This window comes from Wolbachia endosymbiont of Phyllotreta cruciferae (assembly GCF_918697765.1).
Lineage (GTDB): Bacteria > Pseudomonadota > Alphaproteobacteria > Rickettsiales > Anaplasmataceae > Wolbachia > Wolbachia pipientis.
Map to the genome: position 1 here is coordinate 968,301 of NZ_OU953855.1, position 17,451 is coordinate 985,751.

At 36.1% G+C, this 17,451-nt stretch carries 10 protein-coding genes and 3 pseudogenes; 8 read left to right on the forward strand and 5 right to left on the reverse strand.

The features are described 5' to 3' along the window. Positions 1–98: 98 nt before the first annotated feature. The 3 genes from ftsH to NL281_RS04570 all read right to left on the reverse strand — a co-directional run bounded on the left by ftsH (position 99) and on the right by NL281_RS04570 (position 3,907). Positions 99–1,937, reverse strand: a complete 1,839-nt coding sequence (ftsH, locus tag NL281_RS04560; protein WP_253303005.1) for an ATP-dependent zinc metalloprotease FtsH — start codon at positions 1,935–1,937, stop codon at positions 99–101. Positions 1,938–1,949: 12 nt separating this feature from the next. Next, positions 1,950–3,245 carry a tRNA lysidine(34) synthetase TilS gene (gene tilS / locus NL281_RS04565; RefSeq protein ID WP_253303006.1) on the reverse strand — a complete coding sequence of 432 codons (1,296 nt, stop codon included), beginning with the start codon at positions 3,243–3,245 and terminating at the stop codon, positions 1,950–1,952. 182 nt (positions 3,246–3,427) lie between these two features. After that, positions 3,428–3,907, reverse strand: coding sequence for an OmpA family protein (locus NL281_RS04570; protein WP_010081889.1), 480 nt, complete (start codon positions 3,905–3,907; stop codon positions 3,428–3,430). A gap of 275 nt (positions 3,908–4,182) precedes the next feature. On the opposite strand from NL281_RS04570, the gene NL281_RS04575 reads away from it, so the two are divergent. The 6 genes and pseudogenes from NL281_RS04575 to NL281_RS04600 all read left to right on the forward strand — a co-directional run bounded on the left by NL281_RS04575 (position 4,183) and on the right by NL281_RS04600 (position 13,598). Further along, positions 4,183–5,604 carry a gluzincin family metallopeptidase gene (locus NL281_RS04575; RefSeq protein ID WP_253303007.1) on the forward strand — a complete coding sequence of 474 codons (1,422 nt, stop codon included), beginning with the start codon at positions 4,183–4,185 and terminating at the stop codon, positions 5,602–5,604. 23 nt (positions 5,605–5,627) lie between these two features. Beyond that, positions 5,628–6,704, forward strand: a complete 1,077-nt coding sequence (locus NL281_RS04580; protein ID WP_007548791.1) for a rod shape-determining protein — start codon at positions 5,628–5,630, stop codon at positions 6,702–6,704. A gap of 316 nt (positions 6,705–7,020) precedes the next feature. After that, the gene (gene mnmA, locus NL281_RS04585) at positions 7,021–8,133 is read left to right on the forward strand and encodes a tRNA 2-thiouridine(34) synthase MnmA (protein ID WP_253303008.1); all 1,113 of its coding nucleotides are present in this window, start codon (positions 7,021–7,023) and stop codon (positions 8,131–8,133) included. Positions 8,134–9,817: 1,684 nt separating this feature from the next. Then, positions 9,818–10,915: pseudogene (gene ltrA, locus NL281_RS09225) on the forward strand (group II intron reverse transcriptase/maturase). 106 nt (positions 10,916–11,021) lie between these two features. After that, positions 11,022–12,259 (forward strand): annotated as a pseudogene (locus NL281_RS04595) (IS4 family transposase). 376 nt (positions 12,260–12,635) lie between these two features. Continuing rightward, entirely contained in the window at positions 12,636–13,598 is a 963-nt protein-coding gene (locus NL281_RS04600; protein ID WP_065094971.1) for an IS481-like element ISWpi4 family transposase, read from the forward strand. A gap of 2 nt (positions 13,599–13,600) precedes the next feature. On the opposite strand, the gene pth is transcribed toward NL281_RS04600, so the two are convergent. After that, on the reverse strand, positions 13,601–14,149 hold the full coding sequence (gene pth / locus NL281_RS04605; protein WP_006280288.1) for an aminoacyl-tRNA hydrolase: 549 nt from the start codon (positions 14,147–14,149) through the stop codon (positions 13,601–13,603). After that, a complete protein-coding gene (locus NL281_RS04610; RefSeq protein WP_010962412.1) occupies positions 14,149–14,760 on the reverse strand; it encodes a 50S ribosomal protein L25/general stress protein Ctc in 612 nt (203 codons plus the stop codon). Before NL281_RS04610 ends, pth begins: the two co-directional genes overlap by 1 nt. A 145-nt stretch (positions 14,761–14,905) precedes the next feature. Between NL281_RS04610 and NL281_RS04615 the strand changes: the two genes are divergently transcribed. After that, complete coding sequence (locus NL281_RS04615; protein ID WP_065094969.1) at positions 14,906–15,205, forward strand: NADH dehydrogenase ubiquinone Fe-S protein 4; 300 nt, start codon at positions 14,906–14,908, stop codon at positions 15,203–15,205. Positions 15,206–16,308: 1,103 nt separating this feature from the next. Continuing rightward, a pseudogene (gene ltrA, locus NL281_RS09230) lies at positions 16,309–17,406 on the forward strand (group II intron reverse transcriptase/maturase). Positions 17,407–17,451 lie beyond the last annotated feature (45 nt).

Sequence of the window (17,451 nt, forward strand, 5' to 3'; positions counted from 1 at the left end):
AATGCAATATTATGAATATTTTAATACAATTTATATTGACAGTTACAATTCTGAATGTTTTATTGCAGCGTTAGCTGATTAGCATTTTTAAGATGAGGTCAACTCTCATAGAGAGAGGATTTTTTTATTTTCTCATTCTTCTCATTTTCCTCTCTAACAATTTTTTTTCCATTTAATATGTCCTTTATTTCATCTCCTGTTAAAGTTTCAAACTCCAGTAGATTTTCGGCAATGAGATCTAAGCCTTTCTTATGCTTGGTCAAAATGTCTTTTGCTTTTTCATAGCAAGAAGATACAACTTTCTTCACTTCTTCATCTATAAGTTTTAACGTATCTTCAGAAATTATCTCAGAACCATGTATGGTTTGTTCGCGATTGTGATAGATCGGGCCTATTTTGTCACTCATTCCCCATTTTGTTACCATAGCGCGTGATAAATCAGATGCTTGTTTTATATCCGAAGATGCACCGCTTGTGACTTTATCGTAGCCAAAAATTAGCTCTTCTGCCACTCTTCCACCCATTGCAACAGTTATATCTGCTAGCATCTTTTCTCTTGTGAGGGACACTCTATCTGTTTCTGGTAGTCTCATAACTAAACCGAGTGCCCTACCGCGTGGAATAATTGTTGCCTTGTGTATAGGATCAGAAGCAGGCATATTAACAGCAATCATCGCATGACCAGCTTCATGGTATGCAGTCAGTCTCTTTTCCTCTTCTGTCATAATGAGAGATCGCCTTTCTACGCCCATCATCACTTTATCACGTGCATATTCGAAATCATCCATGGTAACAATCTTCTTGTTTCTTCTTGCAGCGATAAGTGCAGATTCATTCACCAAATTTGCTAGATCAGCCCCTGAAAAACCTGGTGTTCCTCTTGCAACTGTTTTCACGTTTACATCTGGTGCTATTGATATTTTCTTTATATGAGTATTTAATATCTTTTCACGCCCATTTATATCGGGTAAAGAAATAGTAATCTGTCGGTCAAAACGACCAGGTCTAAGCAGTGCTGGATCTAAGACATCCGGACGGTTAGTCGCAGCAATTATTATTACACCTTCATTAGACTCAAAGCCATCCATCTCAACTAATAACTGATTTAATGTTTGTTCTCTTTCATCATTGCCGCCACCAAGACCAATGCCACGATGCCTACCCACCGCATCTATTTCATCTATAAAAATTATACAAGGAGCATTTTTCTTGCCTTGATCAAACATATCACGAACACGACTTGCACCAACACCCACAAACATTTCAACAAAATCAGATCCAGAAATACTAAAGAATGGCACATTAGCTTCTCCTGCAATTGCACGAGCAAGTAAAGTTTTACCAGTTCCAGGAGAGCCGATTAAAAGGCACCCTTTTGGTATTTTTCCACCTAATATTTGAAATTTTTGCCTTTGTTTAAGGAAATCAACGATTTCTACTAGCTCCTCTTTTGCTTCATCAATTCCGGCAACATCATCAAATGTTACTTTTTTTCCACTAGTCATAAGTCTAGCCCTTGACTTGCCAAAGCTTATAGTTCTGTTGCCCCCCGCTTGTGTTTGTTTAAGAAAGAATAGCAAAAAGCCAATAAAGATAAATGTTGGGACCCATGAGATAAGTAATCCACCAATTACGCTCATGGCGGAATCTCCAGTTGAAAAGGAGAATCTCACTTTTCTATCATGTAAATTTTTTATTAGGTCGCTATATATGACACCGTTTGAATTGAAACTTGAACCATCCCTGAACTTGCCTTCAATGCTCTGGTTTTTTATAATAATATTTTCTACATCATTGTCTTCTAGTCTAGTTAAAAATTCCGAAAAAGGTATAATTGTTTTACTTTTACCTACATTTCCGCTGAACTGAATATAAGCAACTGAAATAAGAACAATAATTACTAACCAGATCAATAAGCCTTCTAAAAATTTTTTCATTTCTATTTCTAACTAAATACTAATCAAGCTTACCAAATTTTGTTTTATCGTGCTATTAATAATGCATTGAGCCTTATCGTCATTGGTATTTTTTTCGTTATAATTTACATCAGGATAAGCAAGCACCTTTCCATCTTTTAGCACTACAGGCAAAGAATAGAAAACTTCAGGGCAGCAGTTGTAATCCTTCAGAAATTCAGGAACTTTTTGTGTTTTTTTTAATGGAGCGATGATAACTGAACACTCTTGATTTCCGAGTATTGTGCAGCTAAATCTGTTATCCCATTGAGTAGGTTCATTTAAAGGTAGGTTTACGGTAATTTCTTGTATCTTTGACGATTCTCTAATTATCAAGATATTTTCTCCATACTTTCTTATTTTGCACCCAGAAAGTGTACAGTTAACATTACTATCCTTTTGCAATATTTTATTAAATATTACGATAAGGCTATTATACCTTGGTTTATAGTGTTTACTGGCAATTGCCATTATAGAGTAAAGAAGAAGCCTCAAGGCTATTTCCTCTGGCAATTGATAAAATTCACTTAGTTTAATTTCAATATAACCAAGATCATGAACATTAACACAGTCATTAAACGCAAGGCGTGTGTAGTGCATCAACGCTTTTGCAGCTCTTTTCATATGAAGGGCTGTGAGACATATTCGCTCTGTTAAAATCTCTTGATTGTCACTTGCTTTAAGTAAGTTACGGTATAAAGTTCGCCTGTATTTTAAGTCATAGTTGCTTCTATCTTCGATCCATTTTAACTGGTGAAGCTTAGCGTGCTTTTCTATTTCACTACGACTAAAATTTAACAGTGGCCTAAATATATAAATACCATTTAGGAAAGACTTGTAGTCCATTGATGATAATCCATCTACGCCACTACCTCGCTCTAATCTTAACAAGAACGTTTCTGCTTGATCATCTTTGTGATGAGCGACGAGCAAACATTTAACATTATTGTTTTTACACCACTCTGCTAGTAACTTATACCGTGCTTTTCGTGCCTGTAACTGAATATTGCCTTTAATATTTTGCTTTTCCCAATTTAATATGAACGATTCCTTTGCTCCAAGTTCCTTTGCATAACTTACAACAAAATCAGCTTCTTTTTGAGACTCTGAACGTAATCCATGATTTACTGTTAATGCTATAGGAAGTGAAAGCTTGTTTTTTTTTGCCCAGTTAGTCATTAAGTGCAGTAAGACTATACTATCTACACCACCTGATACTGCAACTGCAACTTGATTGTTATAGAAAGCAAAACTATTAACCACATTTTGAAATAATAACTCTAATTCCATTATGTCTCTTGATGGCCAGATAGGTCAGATCTCTTACGTCATACCGCGACTTATTTGTGGTATATATAGATCCCACTCAAGCAACGAAATATGACAAGTTTGTCCTTTTTTGTCTACCCCAGTGCCCTTTCTTTATGTCATCCCAGTGCTTGACACTGGGATCCAGGTTTTAATGCAAGAAACTATTTCTTTATTCCAGAAAATGAAAATTCCACTCTACGATTTTTAGCATGCTCTTTTTCATATTTAGAATTTCTAGAATCATCTTTTACATTAACCAAAGGCTCAGTTTCACCTTTAGAAGCAGTTTTTATTCTGTTTTCTATGTAGGGTGTACAACTAACCATAAATTTTTTAGCTGCATCTGCCCTTCTAGCGCCTAGCGCAAGATTATATTCATGAGAACCACGGTTGTCAGTGTGACCAGTTAAAGTAACCTTCGCGTCAGGGTTATCTTGTAACACCTCCATTACGTCAAGTAATGCATCTGCACTTACTTCAGCAATACTAGATTCATCATAACCAAAGAAAACTCTTTTATCACCTATCTGCTTAACAACAGAATTTATTTTATTTGTTGTATTTGCTCCTTTTTTTGGGCAAGAACTTACACCAGTAAGTAATAAACAAAAACAGCACATTATAACCAGTCTACTCCACATTACTAAACCTCCATAAATTTTAAATAGTGCGTAACTTTAATTTCAGTAGCTAATATCTCTCCATATTGTAATATAGTCAAGAGAAATAAAATACTAAATACTTTTTCTACAACCTTACAATTAATTTTCCTATAATATGCTGGACTCTGAGTAGAAAAATCCAATAAAAGAATAAAAAGTACAATTTTTTATTGTACTTTAAGCAAATATACTTTTAACTTTATTATTAATCTATCACGATGTTAAACAGATGTTTTCTAAAATAATGAACAAATATGAAATCTTATAAGTTTTTAGAGGAAGTATTATATAGGGTAAAGAATATCGAAAATACGCTAAAAGTACTAAACCAAAGCCAATTGAATATAGAGGACAAAGTTGAACAAATGAGTCTTCTAGAAGAAATCAGACATGAAATTATCTCTCATGACGTAATAAAGGAATCATTAGCAGATGCTCTTGGTAACAAAAAAAGTGCAAATACTCAGCAGCTAAAGTTAATAGAGAGAATACATAAAAGCAACAGTGCTGTTCCTATTGATTTAGTAAAGTCTTTATCCAAAGCTAAGGTTGAATGCCAAAATTTATGGAAGCTATCCCATTCTGAAACCAGTAACTTAGAAAAACTAAAAGAACGTTTTACTGATTTAATCACACTCATTCGCGAAGTAGCTTCTATAAAATCGCAGCAATTAAAATGCTCAAAATACGACTCACTGCTTGCTGACTATGACTCTGATATCACAGAAAAGAATATAAGGGAAGTATTCCCCAAGGTAGGCAAATTTTTTAGCGAAAATGTAGATAAAATAATTGAAAAGCAGAAAAAGGATAAGGTTACTAATATACAAAAAGTTGCTACTCAGAAACAGATTGAACTTGGCTCATTATGTTTACAGCAAATGGGTATTGCACTAAATGAGATTCGTACTTCTTATTACTACCCTATAGATTATGATGAATCTGATTTTTGTTATGGTTTATTTTCACTTTTACGGCATAGTGGTTATGCAATTTATCAAAAATGTTTAGCGCAAAATTCTATAAGTAGTCCAATTACGAGACATGTTATGTATGAAACTCAAGGGTTATTCATGGAAAGGATGATTGGAACATCCAGAGAATTTATTGAGTTTATTCAACCACACATAAAAGAGAAATTTGCTATAAAAGGCAAAACTAACGAGAAAGTTAGCAGTGTTGAAAATTTGTACTTGATTTTCAATGAAATAAACCTTTCTTCTTTTTTAAAAAATGCAGATGAATTTAGTCTGTTAGCTCATATTATGTTGAGAACTAAGTTAGAACAAGATATAATAAATGGCACATTGGAAGTCAAAGACCTGCATGATGCGTGGTTGGAAGGTATGAAGCACTATAAAATTCCAGTAAAAGCTAAAAATGAGCTAAACACTTATTTTCAAGATGAATATTGGGCAAGCGGTGTTATGGGTTACTTTCCTATAAAAATTATTGCTTTAATTGCTGCTGTGCAGATTTTCTCTTTCGTTAAAAAGAATCATTACGAATCATTAAGTGCTATAATAAAAGGAGATTTTAGTTTACTTATCAGTTGGTTATCTCAAAATGTATACAGTGCAAAGTGTGGCCTGGAACTGCTAAAAAAAGTAACAGGTAAGGGTTTAGACGTTGAGTGTGTTACTTACTACTTATCTGAAAAGTATAATTTGTCTTAATAAATGGTTTTCTTGAGTTATGTATGAATTTTGTTCGAAAATTAACCGGAAAGTTTTATAGCCTTTTTACTTTCAAAGGTTTGTTTGCTAGCGATATTGCTATAGACCTTGGTACTGCAAACACTTTAGTTTATCAGAAAAATCAGGGAATAGTGCTTGATGAGCCTTCAGTTGTAGCAAGAATAAAAGAAAAAGGAAGTTACGTTCCTTATGCTTTTGGTAAAAAAGCTAAAATGATGCTTGGAAAAACGCCTGGAGAAATAGAGGCGATAAGGCCCTTAAAAGATGGAGTCATTGCTGATTTTAAAAGTGCGGAAGAAATGCTAAAATATTTCATACGCAGTGCAAACACAAAATTCACTGTTAATAAACCTAATATTATCATATGCGTTCCATCTGGATCCACGCCAGTTGAAAGGCGTGCTATACAAGATGCAGCAGAAAGTGCTGGTGCAAATGAAGTATTTTTAATTGAAGAACCAATGGCTGCAGCAATCGGAGCTGGGCTCCCGGTTACTGAACCTGAGGGTTCTATGATTGTTGATATAGGAGGCGGTACAACTGAAGTTGCAATTATTTCTTTAGGCGGAATTGTTTATTCACGTTCTGCCAGAGTAGGTGGCGATATTATGGATGAAGCAATAAAATCATATATTCGTGAAAATCATAAGTTATTAATCGGTGAAACAACCGCTGAGAAAATTAAGAAAAGCATAGGTTCAGCCAGTCTGCCAGGTGAAAATAACAAAGAGGGAATGATAATTAAAGGCAGGGATTTAGTGAGTGGCATGCCAAAAGAAATGCTTTTATCAGAATACCAAGTTGCAGAGAGTTTAATAGAGCCTGTACATCAGATAATTTCTGCTATTAAGACTGCGCTGGAGAGCACTCCACCTGAACTTTCTTCTGATATAGTCGATAGAGGAATAGTTTTATCCGGTGGTGGTGGATTATTACGTAATCTAGGTAAAGTTATCAGTGAAACAACAAAATTACCGGTTCGTGTTGCAGATGACCCACTTTGTTGTGTTGCCTTAGGTAGTGGAAAAGTGCTTGAAAACATGGATTATTTTGGCCATGTTTTATTCAAGCAAGATTAAATTATTTTTGAAGGTAGTTTATCGAATTGTTTTGATGGAATTATGTAATATAAATGAGATCCCAGTGTCATGCACCAAGTAATTTGAAGGCAACTTCTAGCAGAAAAGGGTGTCATCCGAGTAGCTAACACTGGGATCCAGGAAACTTGATTACAAATAAATATGCTGTTTTAATGAATTTGTGTAATAGAAGCTAGATTCCAGTGTCAGCTACTTTCATGACATTATCTACTATGTAAATTGCCCCCAAATCAAAACGTTTGCACAGTTGTATGTTGGAATGACACAAGATTTGCGTTTATAAATTAAGGCGGTTATGCTAAAAGAATTTGAAATTGAACCTCTGCTAAAAGATAAAACTCCGCACCAGACCAAGGCTGTTGTTGCAATGTCCGGGGGAGTTGATAGCTCGGTTGCTGCAGCACTGCTACATAACCTTGGGTACCAGGTGATAGGTGTGACTCTTCAACTCTATGGCACTGACGGTAATGCTAACGCAAGAAAGGGTGCATGCTGCGCTGGACAGGATATTTATGACGCTAAGCGTGTAGCTGAAAGTGTTGGCTTTCCTCACTATATTTTAAACTATGAGGAAATATTCAAAAAGGAAGTAATAGAGGATTTTGCGAGTACCTATATGCGTGGGGAAACTCCCATACCATGCGTGAGATGTAACCAAACGGTAAAATTTCGTGATCTATTGCAAGTTACAAAAAATCTTGGTGCGGATGTGCTCGTAACAGGACATTACGTGAGAAGGTTAGAAAAAAATGGTGAGGTAAAGTTGTGCAGAAGTATTGATAAAAGTAAAGATCAAAGTTATTTTTTGTTTGCTACAACTCAAGAGCAGTTAAAGCTTTTGCGATTTCCGCTAGGTGGGTTCTATAAAAGTGATATAAGAAAATTAGCAAAATATTTCAGTTTACAAATTTCTGAAAAGCCAGACAGTCAAGATATATGCTTTGTTTCCGAAAGCTATAGTAAAACAATAGCTAAATTAGCTCCACAATCCGTACAGAAAGGCAGAATTGTGGATGTTAATGGAAAAGTGCTAGGCGAGCACAGTGGCATAGTAAATTTTACAGTGGGGCAAAGAAAGGGCTTGGGTATCGCACACAATGAACCTCTTTATGTGATAAAAATTAATACAGAAAATAATGAGGTTATAGTAGGTCCGATCAACGTATTAATGCAAAAAAAAATATTGATCAAGGAGTTAAATTGGTTAGAACAACCAAAGGAAGGTATGGAAGTAACTGTGAAGCTGAGATCATCACATGCGGGAAGTTTAGCAACAATACATTCAACTGACGAAAAAAATAAAGCCTGTGTCATTTTAAACGACGATTACTTTGGCATCAGTCCAGGTCAAGCCTGTGTAGCGTATAAAGATGAGCAAGTTATCGGCGGTGGATGGATATGCTCTTAACTAAAAGCTTTAATGCAGAGTGTAAACATACAATAGACTTCTTGCATAACCATATAACAGAAACGAAAAAACTTCCTTGACAAACCTCGCCAGCCCCCTTATCATGAAACTGAAGCTATTTATTTATCTTCTCTGTACAGATTAAATGACAAAAAAACTCACGTATCTGGCGTTTCATGTTTAATTTTTTGCACTATGTGCACTCTATGTCTTTATCAAATTTCTGGGTTTTTACCTACACAAGCTGAAATACGCTTATAAAGCATTTAAAACATTAAAAAACGCCAACTTAAAAAATGGATAGTGAATAACTAGCTACCCTAGGGTTTCTTTTGCCTTTTTTTCTGTTTAGTAAATTTCTTAACGTTTATAATTTAGATTAGTTGCGGCTTAAAAGCAGCTAAATCGCGGTTATTAAGTGTTTAGAATAAAAAAACGCCATACTTGAAAGTATAATGTAAGTAATTAGCCAACCACGGGGCTTCTTTTGCCTTTTTTTTCGTTTGGTAAATTTCTTAATGTTTGCAGCTAAACGACAACCGTCATCCCAGCGGGATCTAGAGATACCGCGAATGAATCGCGGTATGACGGTTCGCGGCGGCATAAAGATAAGTCTCGTCATCCCGCTGCGTGTTAGCGGGATCTCTTGTTAGTGGCTGAGATACCGCGGCGGTATAGCTATACCTTGTATCTTGAAAAAAGCATCTAATGCTTTAAGCTTAAGCATTAGATGGAGAAGGGAAAAACTCTGGGCAATACCTTAGATATAAAATCTGTGGGAAAGAAAAGAGTTCCCTTCTCAAAAGTAGAGGCTGGACGGTCAATGGCGTCAACTTAAGGAAAAATATCAGCGATAGTGTATAAAATTTCTCTCTAAATTTTTTATCATTAAATTATCCAAAGAGTGCAATAAACAGCACTTTTGTTTCTGTTTTATTTCAATAAAGAAGTCTAAAATGTGTCCTTTTTAGGTGAAACATGCGTGCGCCAAGCAAAGTGCGTAAAGTCCAGTTGGTGAAAATCCAACCCAGGCAAAGCCTAGCCAGCAGGCTGGAACAAACCACTATGCTGCGTAAGGTAACGAGCGTAGTAAAGCTAGTGGAATGGACAACACAGGGTACAACGAAAGTGAAGGTATTGAGTCCCGAAATTCTCGATGTCATAGAGGTCGACACGTTGCATATAGTGGAAGACAGCAAGAAGGGTAACAATAGGGCAAGTTATCACTCACTCTATCGGGATCTGAGGCCGTATCACGTGTTGAGATGGAGTTTACGTAAACTTGGGAGATCCTTTGTATTCCTATTAAGGTACGTTGGAACAAGTCAACAAAGGCGAGTACTGACGGAAGATATAAAGGAAGTCGGACTGATTGATAGTACTCAGAGTGTGGGAAAGCCACATACAAGGGGAAGCGGTCAGCAATATAGTGACTGGTTTAGGAATTGCTATGCCAATACAACGGAGGTTGGAATAACGTGCAAAGAAAACTAAATCAGATAGCAGTAAGAGCCAGGCAAGATAAACGATTGAAATTTAATCGTTAATTCATCTGATAAACGCAGAGAATCTTGCTGAATGTTATAAAGAGCTAAAGCATAACAAAGCATGCGGTATAGACCAGGTGACAGTAGAAGCTTATGGAGAAAATCTTGAAGAGAAGCTCAACACTCTGGTGGATAGTATGAAAAGAAAGCGATATCAACCGCAACCAGTGAAAAGAGTATATATACCAAAAGCTGGAAGCAAAGAGAAACGCGGGCTTGGAGTACCGTCTACAGAAGATAAGTTAGTCCAGATAATGCTGAAGAAGATATTAGAAAATATTTATGAAGCTAACTTTCTGGATAACTCATATGGTTTTCGTCCTGGTAGAAGCTGTCATCAAGCGGTAAATGCACTAAATAAAGCAGTTATGTACAGACCAACTAACTATGTAGTAGAAGTTGATATCAAGAAATTCTTTGATAATGTCCAGCACAAATGGCTAATGAGATGCTTGAGAGAACGGATAACAGACCCAAACATACTGTGGTTAGTAAAACGATTTCTTAAGGCAGGAGTAGTCGAAGCAGGACATTATGAAGCAACTGAACTAGGCACACCTCAGGGGGGAATAGTAAGTCCTATACTAGCTAATATATAGTTGCATTATGTGCTGGATTTGTGGTTTGAAAAGAAATTCAAGCTAAGATCTAAAGGTTATATGGAGCTAGTTAGGTATGCAGACGATCACCTGATTTGCTGCGAAAGAGAAAAAGATGCTAGAGAACTCTTAGAGTCACTGAAACAAAGGCTAGGAAAATTTGGACTGGAAATATCTGAAGACAAAACAAGAATAGTAAAGTTTGGCAAAAAGGAGTGGCAACAAGGAATAAGGGAGAAACGAAAAACGGAAAGTTTCAACTTTCTAGGATTCACCCATTATGGTACAAGGAGTCGTAAAGGTAGAGTAATGGTAGGTCATAAAACCTCGAAAGAAAATCTATCTAGAAAACTTAAAGAAATCAAAGAATGGGTGAAAAAGATCCGAAATAAAGTTCACCTTAAAGATTGGTGGTCAATACTTAAAGCAAAACTAACAGGACACTATAACTACTTCGGAGTTAGCGGAAATTACCGGTGGTTGAATAAATTCTTCTGGCGGGTAATCAAGCTAGCGTATAAATGGATAAACCGACGTAGTCAGAAGAAGAGTATGAATTCAAAGCAATTTATACACTATCTACAAGTTAATCCATTACCAAAACCAAGAATATGCTACTCATTATATACAAAATAGGAAATGCTGTGAATACTACATTGTGGAGCCGTGTGCGGGAAAGCTGCAAGCACGGTTCTGGTGGGGGAGTCATAGCGATAAAACTTAATCAGGAGGATTTAAAACTATGACTTCTACCAAACAAAAAGGAAAAAATTTTATTCTACAAATTAAAAATATAATATACTCGAAAGCTTTTCAGAGAATCCATTGTGTTGAGTTTTACACGAACAAGAAAACTTCCTTTTTCGACAGTATTTTCTATGATTTTAAAGTTAGTTAAAAAAAGTTTGGGAATAGAATGTGAACTTATGGAGCCATTGACATGTACCCTCAAAGCAAGCTTTTTCTAAAGCAAGATATAAGATTTGTCATACAGGTTTTAAAGAATTTAAGCATCCAAACAGCCTATCAAGATGAGCCTGAGTTGGAGAGGCTATAGGCTTATTGCAGCAGATGGTTCTGGTATGAGATTACCCAGCTCTGAGGAAATTGTATCCGAGTTTGGCCGCTTTAAACCAAATGGAACAACAGGCACAATGCCACCATTGGCAATTTGTTTGTTGATTTGTGTACTTCGCTGATTTGTAGTGCTCGTCTTGCGGCTTGGAATATAGGTGAACAAACGTTGGCGGAAGAGCAATTACCCGAAGTTATCACTCAAATGCGTTCATTAAATCAAAAGAAATTATTATTTATCTATGATCGTCTTCAGTAAAATTCATTCAGCAGCATTATGATTTGGAAGTAGATTTTATTTTTCGCTTGCAAAAAAGAAATTATAGCAAGCTATGGGAACGAATTGCATCTGGAGAATTAGATTTCGATTTTATATTAGAAAATGAAAAGCTAAAAAATAAAATGAAAGGACAGAAAGTAAGAGTAATAGTGCTGACATTAGCCAACGGAGAAACAGAGGTATTGGTTACTTCACTTTTTGATCGAGAAAAATTTACTTTGGAAGATATCAGCAAAGCTTATGTATTAAGGTGGCATATAGAGGAGTGCTATAAACGACTCAAAATAGGTGCAGAGTTAGAGAATTTTTCTGGCGTAAATTTAGAGGCTGTATTACAAGAATTTTGGGCAAACTTAGTCATGTGTAATATATTGTCGCTTCATATGTGTGATGCACAAGGGCCTTGGAATCCAGATCAAATTGCTGAGTATCGTTTAAATTTTTCGGTTTTATTTGGTGTAATGAGGCAGAAACTCTATCAGGTACTTATTGCGCCAAAAAACTTTCAAGCCCTTTTTGATAGAGCAAGTATACGCGCTAAAGTTAAAATCCGACCGGGACGATTGTATAGCCGCGATAAGGTAGATAAGCCCAAACGCCATCATGTCTTTAGGAGAGTTTGCTAATGAAAGTTCTTAAGTTGACGCCATTGTCTGTTCAGCAGTTGTGTTAAAAGTCAATAGAAAAATTGATGTAGCTGTGGATAAGTACTTTTATCTGTATAAACGTGCTTATCCACAGCTATGCTGGCTCTTAGATAGAAACAGACAGAGAGTTATATTCCTCAGTAAAAACCCTGTCATCTCTGACTAAAGAGTTAGCAAGAATAAGCAATTTCCTCATGGCAGCAGTGGAAGCAATTTTATATGGCTTTTTATATTGACTATATAATCTAGTAAAGAAAGGTTTGATATAGGAATTAGGGGGGGAGGGGGGATGTATGGTCCCAGAGTGTGATGGTATGATAAAATATGAGAAAACAATACCATCAAAGGAGGAATTATGGGACAAATATTACATGGGTGCGCCAAAACAACAGAGACAATTCGTAGAGCAATACAAAATAGTAAAGAGAGCATAGCAAAACTCTCCAGGTACTATAACCTTAATCCAAAAACTATCATTAAATGGAGAAAACGGTCTTTTGCCAAAGACGCTGATATGGGTCCGAAGCATGCAAGATCAACTGTTTTAACTTTAGAAGAGGAGGCTGTAATTGTTGCATTTCGTAAGCATACTCTATTGCCATTAGATGATTGTCTCTACGCTTTGCAAACCTCAATCCCACACTTGACTCGCTCTAGTCTACATCGTTGCTTACAGAGGCACAGCATTAGCAGACTACCAGATGTTGATGGCGAAGTTAAACCAAAAAAGAAATTCAAACAATATCCTATAGGCTATTTCCATATTGATATTGCAGAAGTCAGAACAGAAGAAGGAAAGTTATATTTGTTTGTTGCAATAGATAGAACATCCAAATTTACGTATGTTGAGTTGCATAAAAGTGCTACAAAACCTATAGCTGCTGAGTTTCTACGTAATTTGATTAAAATTTTACCATATAAAATCCACACTATTTTGACAGATAACAGTATACAATTTACCAACCAAAAACGCCATAAATACGCTTTTCAACATATATTTGATAGAGCTTGTGAAGAAAATGACATTGAACACCGTCTAACAAAAGTTAGCCATCCTTGGACAAATGGGCAAGTTGAGCGTATGAACAAAACTTTAAAGAATGCCACTGTTAAGAAGTATTACTATCAGTCTCACCAGCAACTCAAAGAGCATCTTTATGACTTTGTTATGGCCTACAATTATGCTAAAAGACTCAAAACTCTTAAGGGTCTTACACCTTTTGAGTTTATATCTTTACAGTGGACAAAATCTCCTGAATTGTTCATACTAAATCCACACCATCACACTCTGGGACCATACACTCCCTGTGTTTCGTAATATTATACAATCAAATTGATAAAAGCTGTATTATCTCCTTGCAGCATTAAGTGTATATTTTTTGCTATTTTTTCCACTAAGGGAGTAACATTATCAAAATTTGAAAATTTTGATAACACATAATCTGCTAAGCTTCTTTGATCTTCAGGTCTACCCACTCCAAATCTCAAGCGCCAATAATCGTTGCCAATAAAACTATCTATGGATTTAAGTCCATTATGTCCAGCAGAACTACCACCTTTCTTTACTTTTATTCTTCCAAGTTCCAAATCAGCGTCATCATGTATGACAACGATATTATCTAGCGATAATTTGTAAAAGTTTCGTATTTTTGCAACAGGGATGCCTGAATTATTCATAAATGAATAAGGCTTTATTAACATGATTTTATTATCATTAATCATGCCAGAGGTTATCAGATAATCGGCTTTTTTAGAGAACAACTGAAAACCCCAATATTTGCAGATTGCATCAACGGTGATGAAGCCGATATTATGATGAGTTAGCTCATATTGACTGCCAGGATTACCAAGCCCAACTATCAGGTGCACTATTCCTCTGTTTCTGCTTGAGGTTCTTCAACGTCACTATCGGCAGCAGAAATTGTAACAATGGTAAAATTTTCTTCTTCATGAGCTACAAACTTAACACCTTCTGGTAATTTTACATCATTAATATGTATAGACTGGCCAATCATTTTACCGGATAAATCAACTTCAATAACCTGAGGTATTTTATCAGGAGAGCATTTAACAGCAATAGAACGACACAAAACATTAAGCACTCCACCTAATTTGATTCCTGGAGCTTTACTTTCATTCACAAATGATAGAGGTATGTCTATTTTAATTTCACTGCCTTTATCAACAAACTGAAAATCAACATGTTGCACAGTATCCTTTACTACATGCAATTGGATATCGCGAACAAGAGCATATTCCTTTTTGCCCGAAATATTCAGCTCTATCAAATGTGCAGAAAGAGAGCCTGACTTATATTGCTTTGTGAATTCCTTTGCAGACAATGTCAAATTTACATTATCATGGCCCTTTCCATATATGATTCCAGGGATGTTTCCTTTCTTCCTTAGAGAATGCATCGCTTTTGTTTTTGTTATATCACGTAACTCTGCATTAATTGTTACTATTTCCTGTTGCGTCATCGGTTACTCCTATTCAGCTAATCCTTTTAATATAATTTAATAATAATATAACATAAAAATATTTATTTCAAACTTCATTCTTTCATACTAATTGTTTGTGAAAGGATTTATTTAGATATATATTTAAGCTTATTTAACAAGAACTATGGGCATTGACGATAAAGTAGTTTTTAGGATTTATAGACCAACAAGAACTGCAACACAATCTGGTTTAGGTAATACAAATTTCTGGCACCTGAAAATTGAATCTGGCTCTTACTACATTGAACCTTTAATGGGGTGGGTTGGCTCAAAAGATCCAAAAAAACAGATTGTATTAAAGTTTGATTCTCTTGAAAAAGCAGTATTCTACGCAAAAAAACGCAACGTTAAATACATAATTGAAATGCCAAAAAATGTTAAGAGGCTGCCAAAATCTTACGCAAGCAATTTCATACTAAAGTAAGTTGCACAACAAATGGTGTTATGCAAGTAGCTGACACTGCTCTCCTTTGTCATCCCAGTGCCCAGACACTGGGATCCAGGAATTTTATTAAGTTGGTAAGCATAAAAATAGCTGTTTTACGTTAAAATACAATGTTTTTGATGATTATGGAAAGACTGGATCCCAGTGTCAAGCACTGGGATGACACCATTTGTTGTAAACTCACTTTTACTCTATGGTCTTGCCGCTATCCTGAACGGACAATGGCGTCAACTTAAGGAAAAATATCAGCGATAGTGTATAAAATTTCTCTCTAAATTTTTTATCATTAAATTATCCAAAGAGTGCAATAAACAGCACTTTTGTTTCTGTTTTATTTCAACAAAGAAGTCTAAAATGTGTCCTTTTTAGGTGAAACATGCGTGCGCCAAGCAAAGTGCGTAAAGTCCAGTTGGTGAAAATCCAACCCAGGCAAAGCCTAGCCAGCAGGCTGGAACAAACCACTATGCTGCGTAAGGTAACGAGCGTAGTAAAGCTAGTGGAATGGACAACACAGGGTACAACGAAAGTGAAGGTATTGAGTCCCGAAATTCTCGATGTCATAGAGGTCGACACGTTGCATATAGTGGAAGACAGCAAGAAGGGTAACAATAGGGCAAGTTATCACTCACTCTATCGGGATCTGAGGCCGTATCACGTGTTGAGATGGAGTTTACGTAAACTTGGGAGATCCTTTGTATTCCTATTAAGGTACGTTGGAACAAGTCAACAAAGGCGAGTACTGACGGAAGATATAAAGGAAGTCGGACTGATTGATAGTACTCAGAGTGTGGGAAAGCCACATACAAGGGGAAGCGGTCAGCAATATAGTGACTGGTTTAGGAATTGCTATGCCAATACAACGGAGGTTGGAATAACGTGCAAAGAAAACTAAATCAGATAGCAGTAAGAGCCAGGCAAGATAAACGATTGAAATTTAATCGTTAATTCATCTGATAAACGCAGAGAATCTTGCTGAATGTTATAAAGAGCTAAAGCATAACAAAGCATGCGGTATAGACCAGGTGACAGTAGAAGCTTATGGAGAAAATCTTGAAGAGAAGCTCAACACTCTGGTGGATAGTATGAAAAGAAAGCGATATCAACCGCAACCAGTGAAAAGAGTATATATACCAAAAGCTGGAAGCAAAGAGAAACGCGGGCTTGGAGTACCGTCTACAGAAGATAAGTTAGTCCAGATAATGCTGAAGAAGATATTAGAAAATATTTATGAAGCTAACTTTCTGGATAACTCATATGGTTTTCGTCCTGGTAGAAGCTGTCATCAAGCGGTAAATGCACTAAATAAAGCAGTTATGTACAGACCAACTAACTATGTAGTAGAAGTTGATATCAAGAAATTCTTTGATAATGTCCAGCACAAATGGCTAATGAGATGCTTGAGAGAACGGATAACAGACCCAAACATACTGTGGTTAGTAAAACGATTTCTTAAGGCAGGAGTAGTCGAAGCAGGACATTATGAAGCAACTGAACTAGGCACACCTCAGGGGGGAATAGTAAGTCCTATACTAGCTAATATATAGTTGCATTATGTGCTGGATTTGTGGTTTGAAAAGAAATTCAAGCTAAGATCTAAAGGTTATATGGAGCTAGTTAGGTATGCAGACGATCACCTGATTTGCTGCGAAAGAGAAAAAGATGCTAGAGAACTCTTAGAGTCACTGAAACAAAGGCTAGGAAAATTTGGACTGGAAATATCTGAAGACAAAACAAGAATAGTAAAGTTTGGCAAAAAGGAGTGGCAACAAGGAATAAGGGAGAAACGAAAAACGGAAAGTTTCAACTTTCTAGGATTCACCCATTATGGTACAAGGAGTCGTAAAGGTAGAGTAATGGTAGGTCATAAAACCTCGAAAGAAAATCTATCTAGAAAACTTAAAGAAATCAAAGAATGGGTGAAAAAGATCCGAAATAAAGTTCACCTTAAAGATTGGTGGTCAATACTTAAAGCAAAACTAACAGGACACTATAACTACTTCGGAGTTAGCGGAAATTACCGGTGGTTGAATAAATTCTTCTGGCGGGTAATCAAGCTAGCGTATAAATGGATAAACCGACGTAGTCAGAAGAAGAGTATGAATTCAAAGCAATTTATACACTATCTACAAGTTAATCCATTACCAAAACCAAGAATATGCTACTCATTATATACAAAATAGGAAATGCTGTGAATACTACATTGTGGAGCCGTGTGCGGGAAAGCT

What these genes read in the sequence shown, in the direction of transcription:
- NL281_RS04575 (WP_253303007.1), top strand. Translation starts at nt 4,183, where the DNA reads ATGAAATCTTATAAGTTTTTAGAGGAAGTATTATATAGGGTAAAGAAT.
- NL281_RS04610 (WP_010962412.1), bottom strand. Translation starts at nt 14,760, where the DNA reads ATGACGCAACAGGAAATAGTAACAATTAATGCAGAGTTACGTGATATA.
- ftsH (WP_253303005.1), bottom strand. Translation starts at nt 1,937, where the DNA reads ATGAAAAAATTTTTAGAAGGCTTATTGATCTGGTTAGTAATTATTGTT.
- mnmA (WP_253303008.1), top strand. Translation starts at nt 7,021, where the DNA reads ATGCTAAAAGAATTTGAAATTGAACCTCTGCTAAAAGATAAAACTCCG.
- tilS (WP_253303006.1), bottom strand. Translation starts at nt 3,245, where the DNA reads ATGGAATTAGAGTTATTATTTCAAAATGTGGTTAATAGTTTTGCTTTC.
- NL281_RS04570 (WP_010081889.1), bottom strand. Translation starts at nt 3,907, where the DNA reads ATGTGGAGTAGACTGGTTATAATGTGCTGTTTTTGTTTATTACTTACT.
- NL281_RS04580 (WP_007548791.1), top strand. Translation starts at nt 5,628, where the DNA reads ATGAATTTTGTTCGAAAATTAACCGGAAAGTTTTATAGCCTTTTTACT.
- NL281_RS04615 (WP_065094969.1), top strand. Translation starts at nt 14,906, where the DNA reads ATGGGCATTGACGATAAAGTAGTTTTTAGGATTTATAGACCAACAAGA.
- NL281_RS04600 (WP_065094971.1), top strand. Translation starts at nt 12,636, where the DNA reads ATGGGACAAATATTACATGGGTGCGCCAAAACAACAGAGACAATTCGT.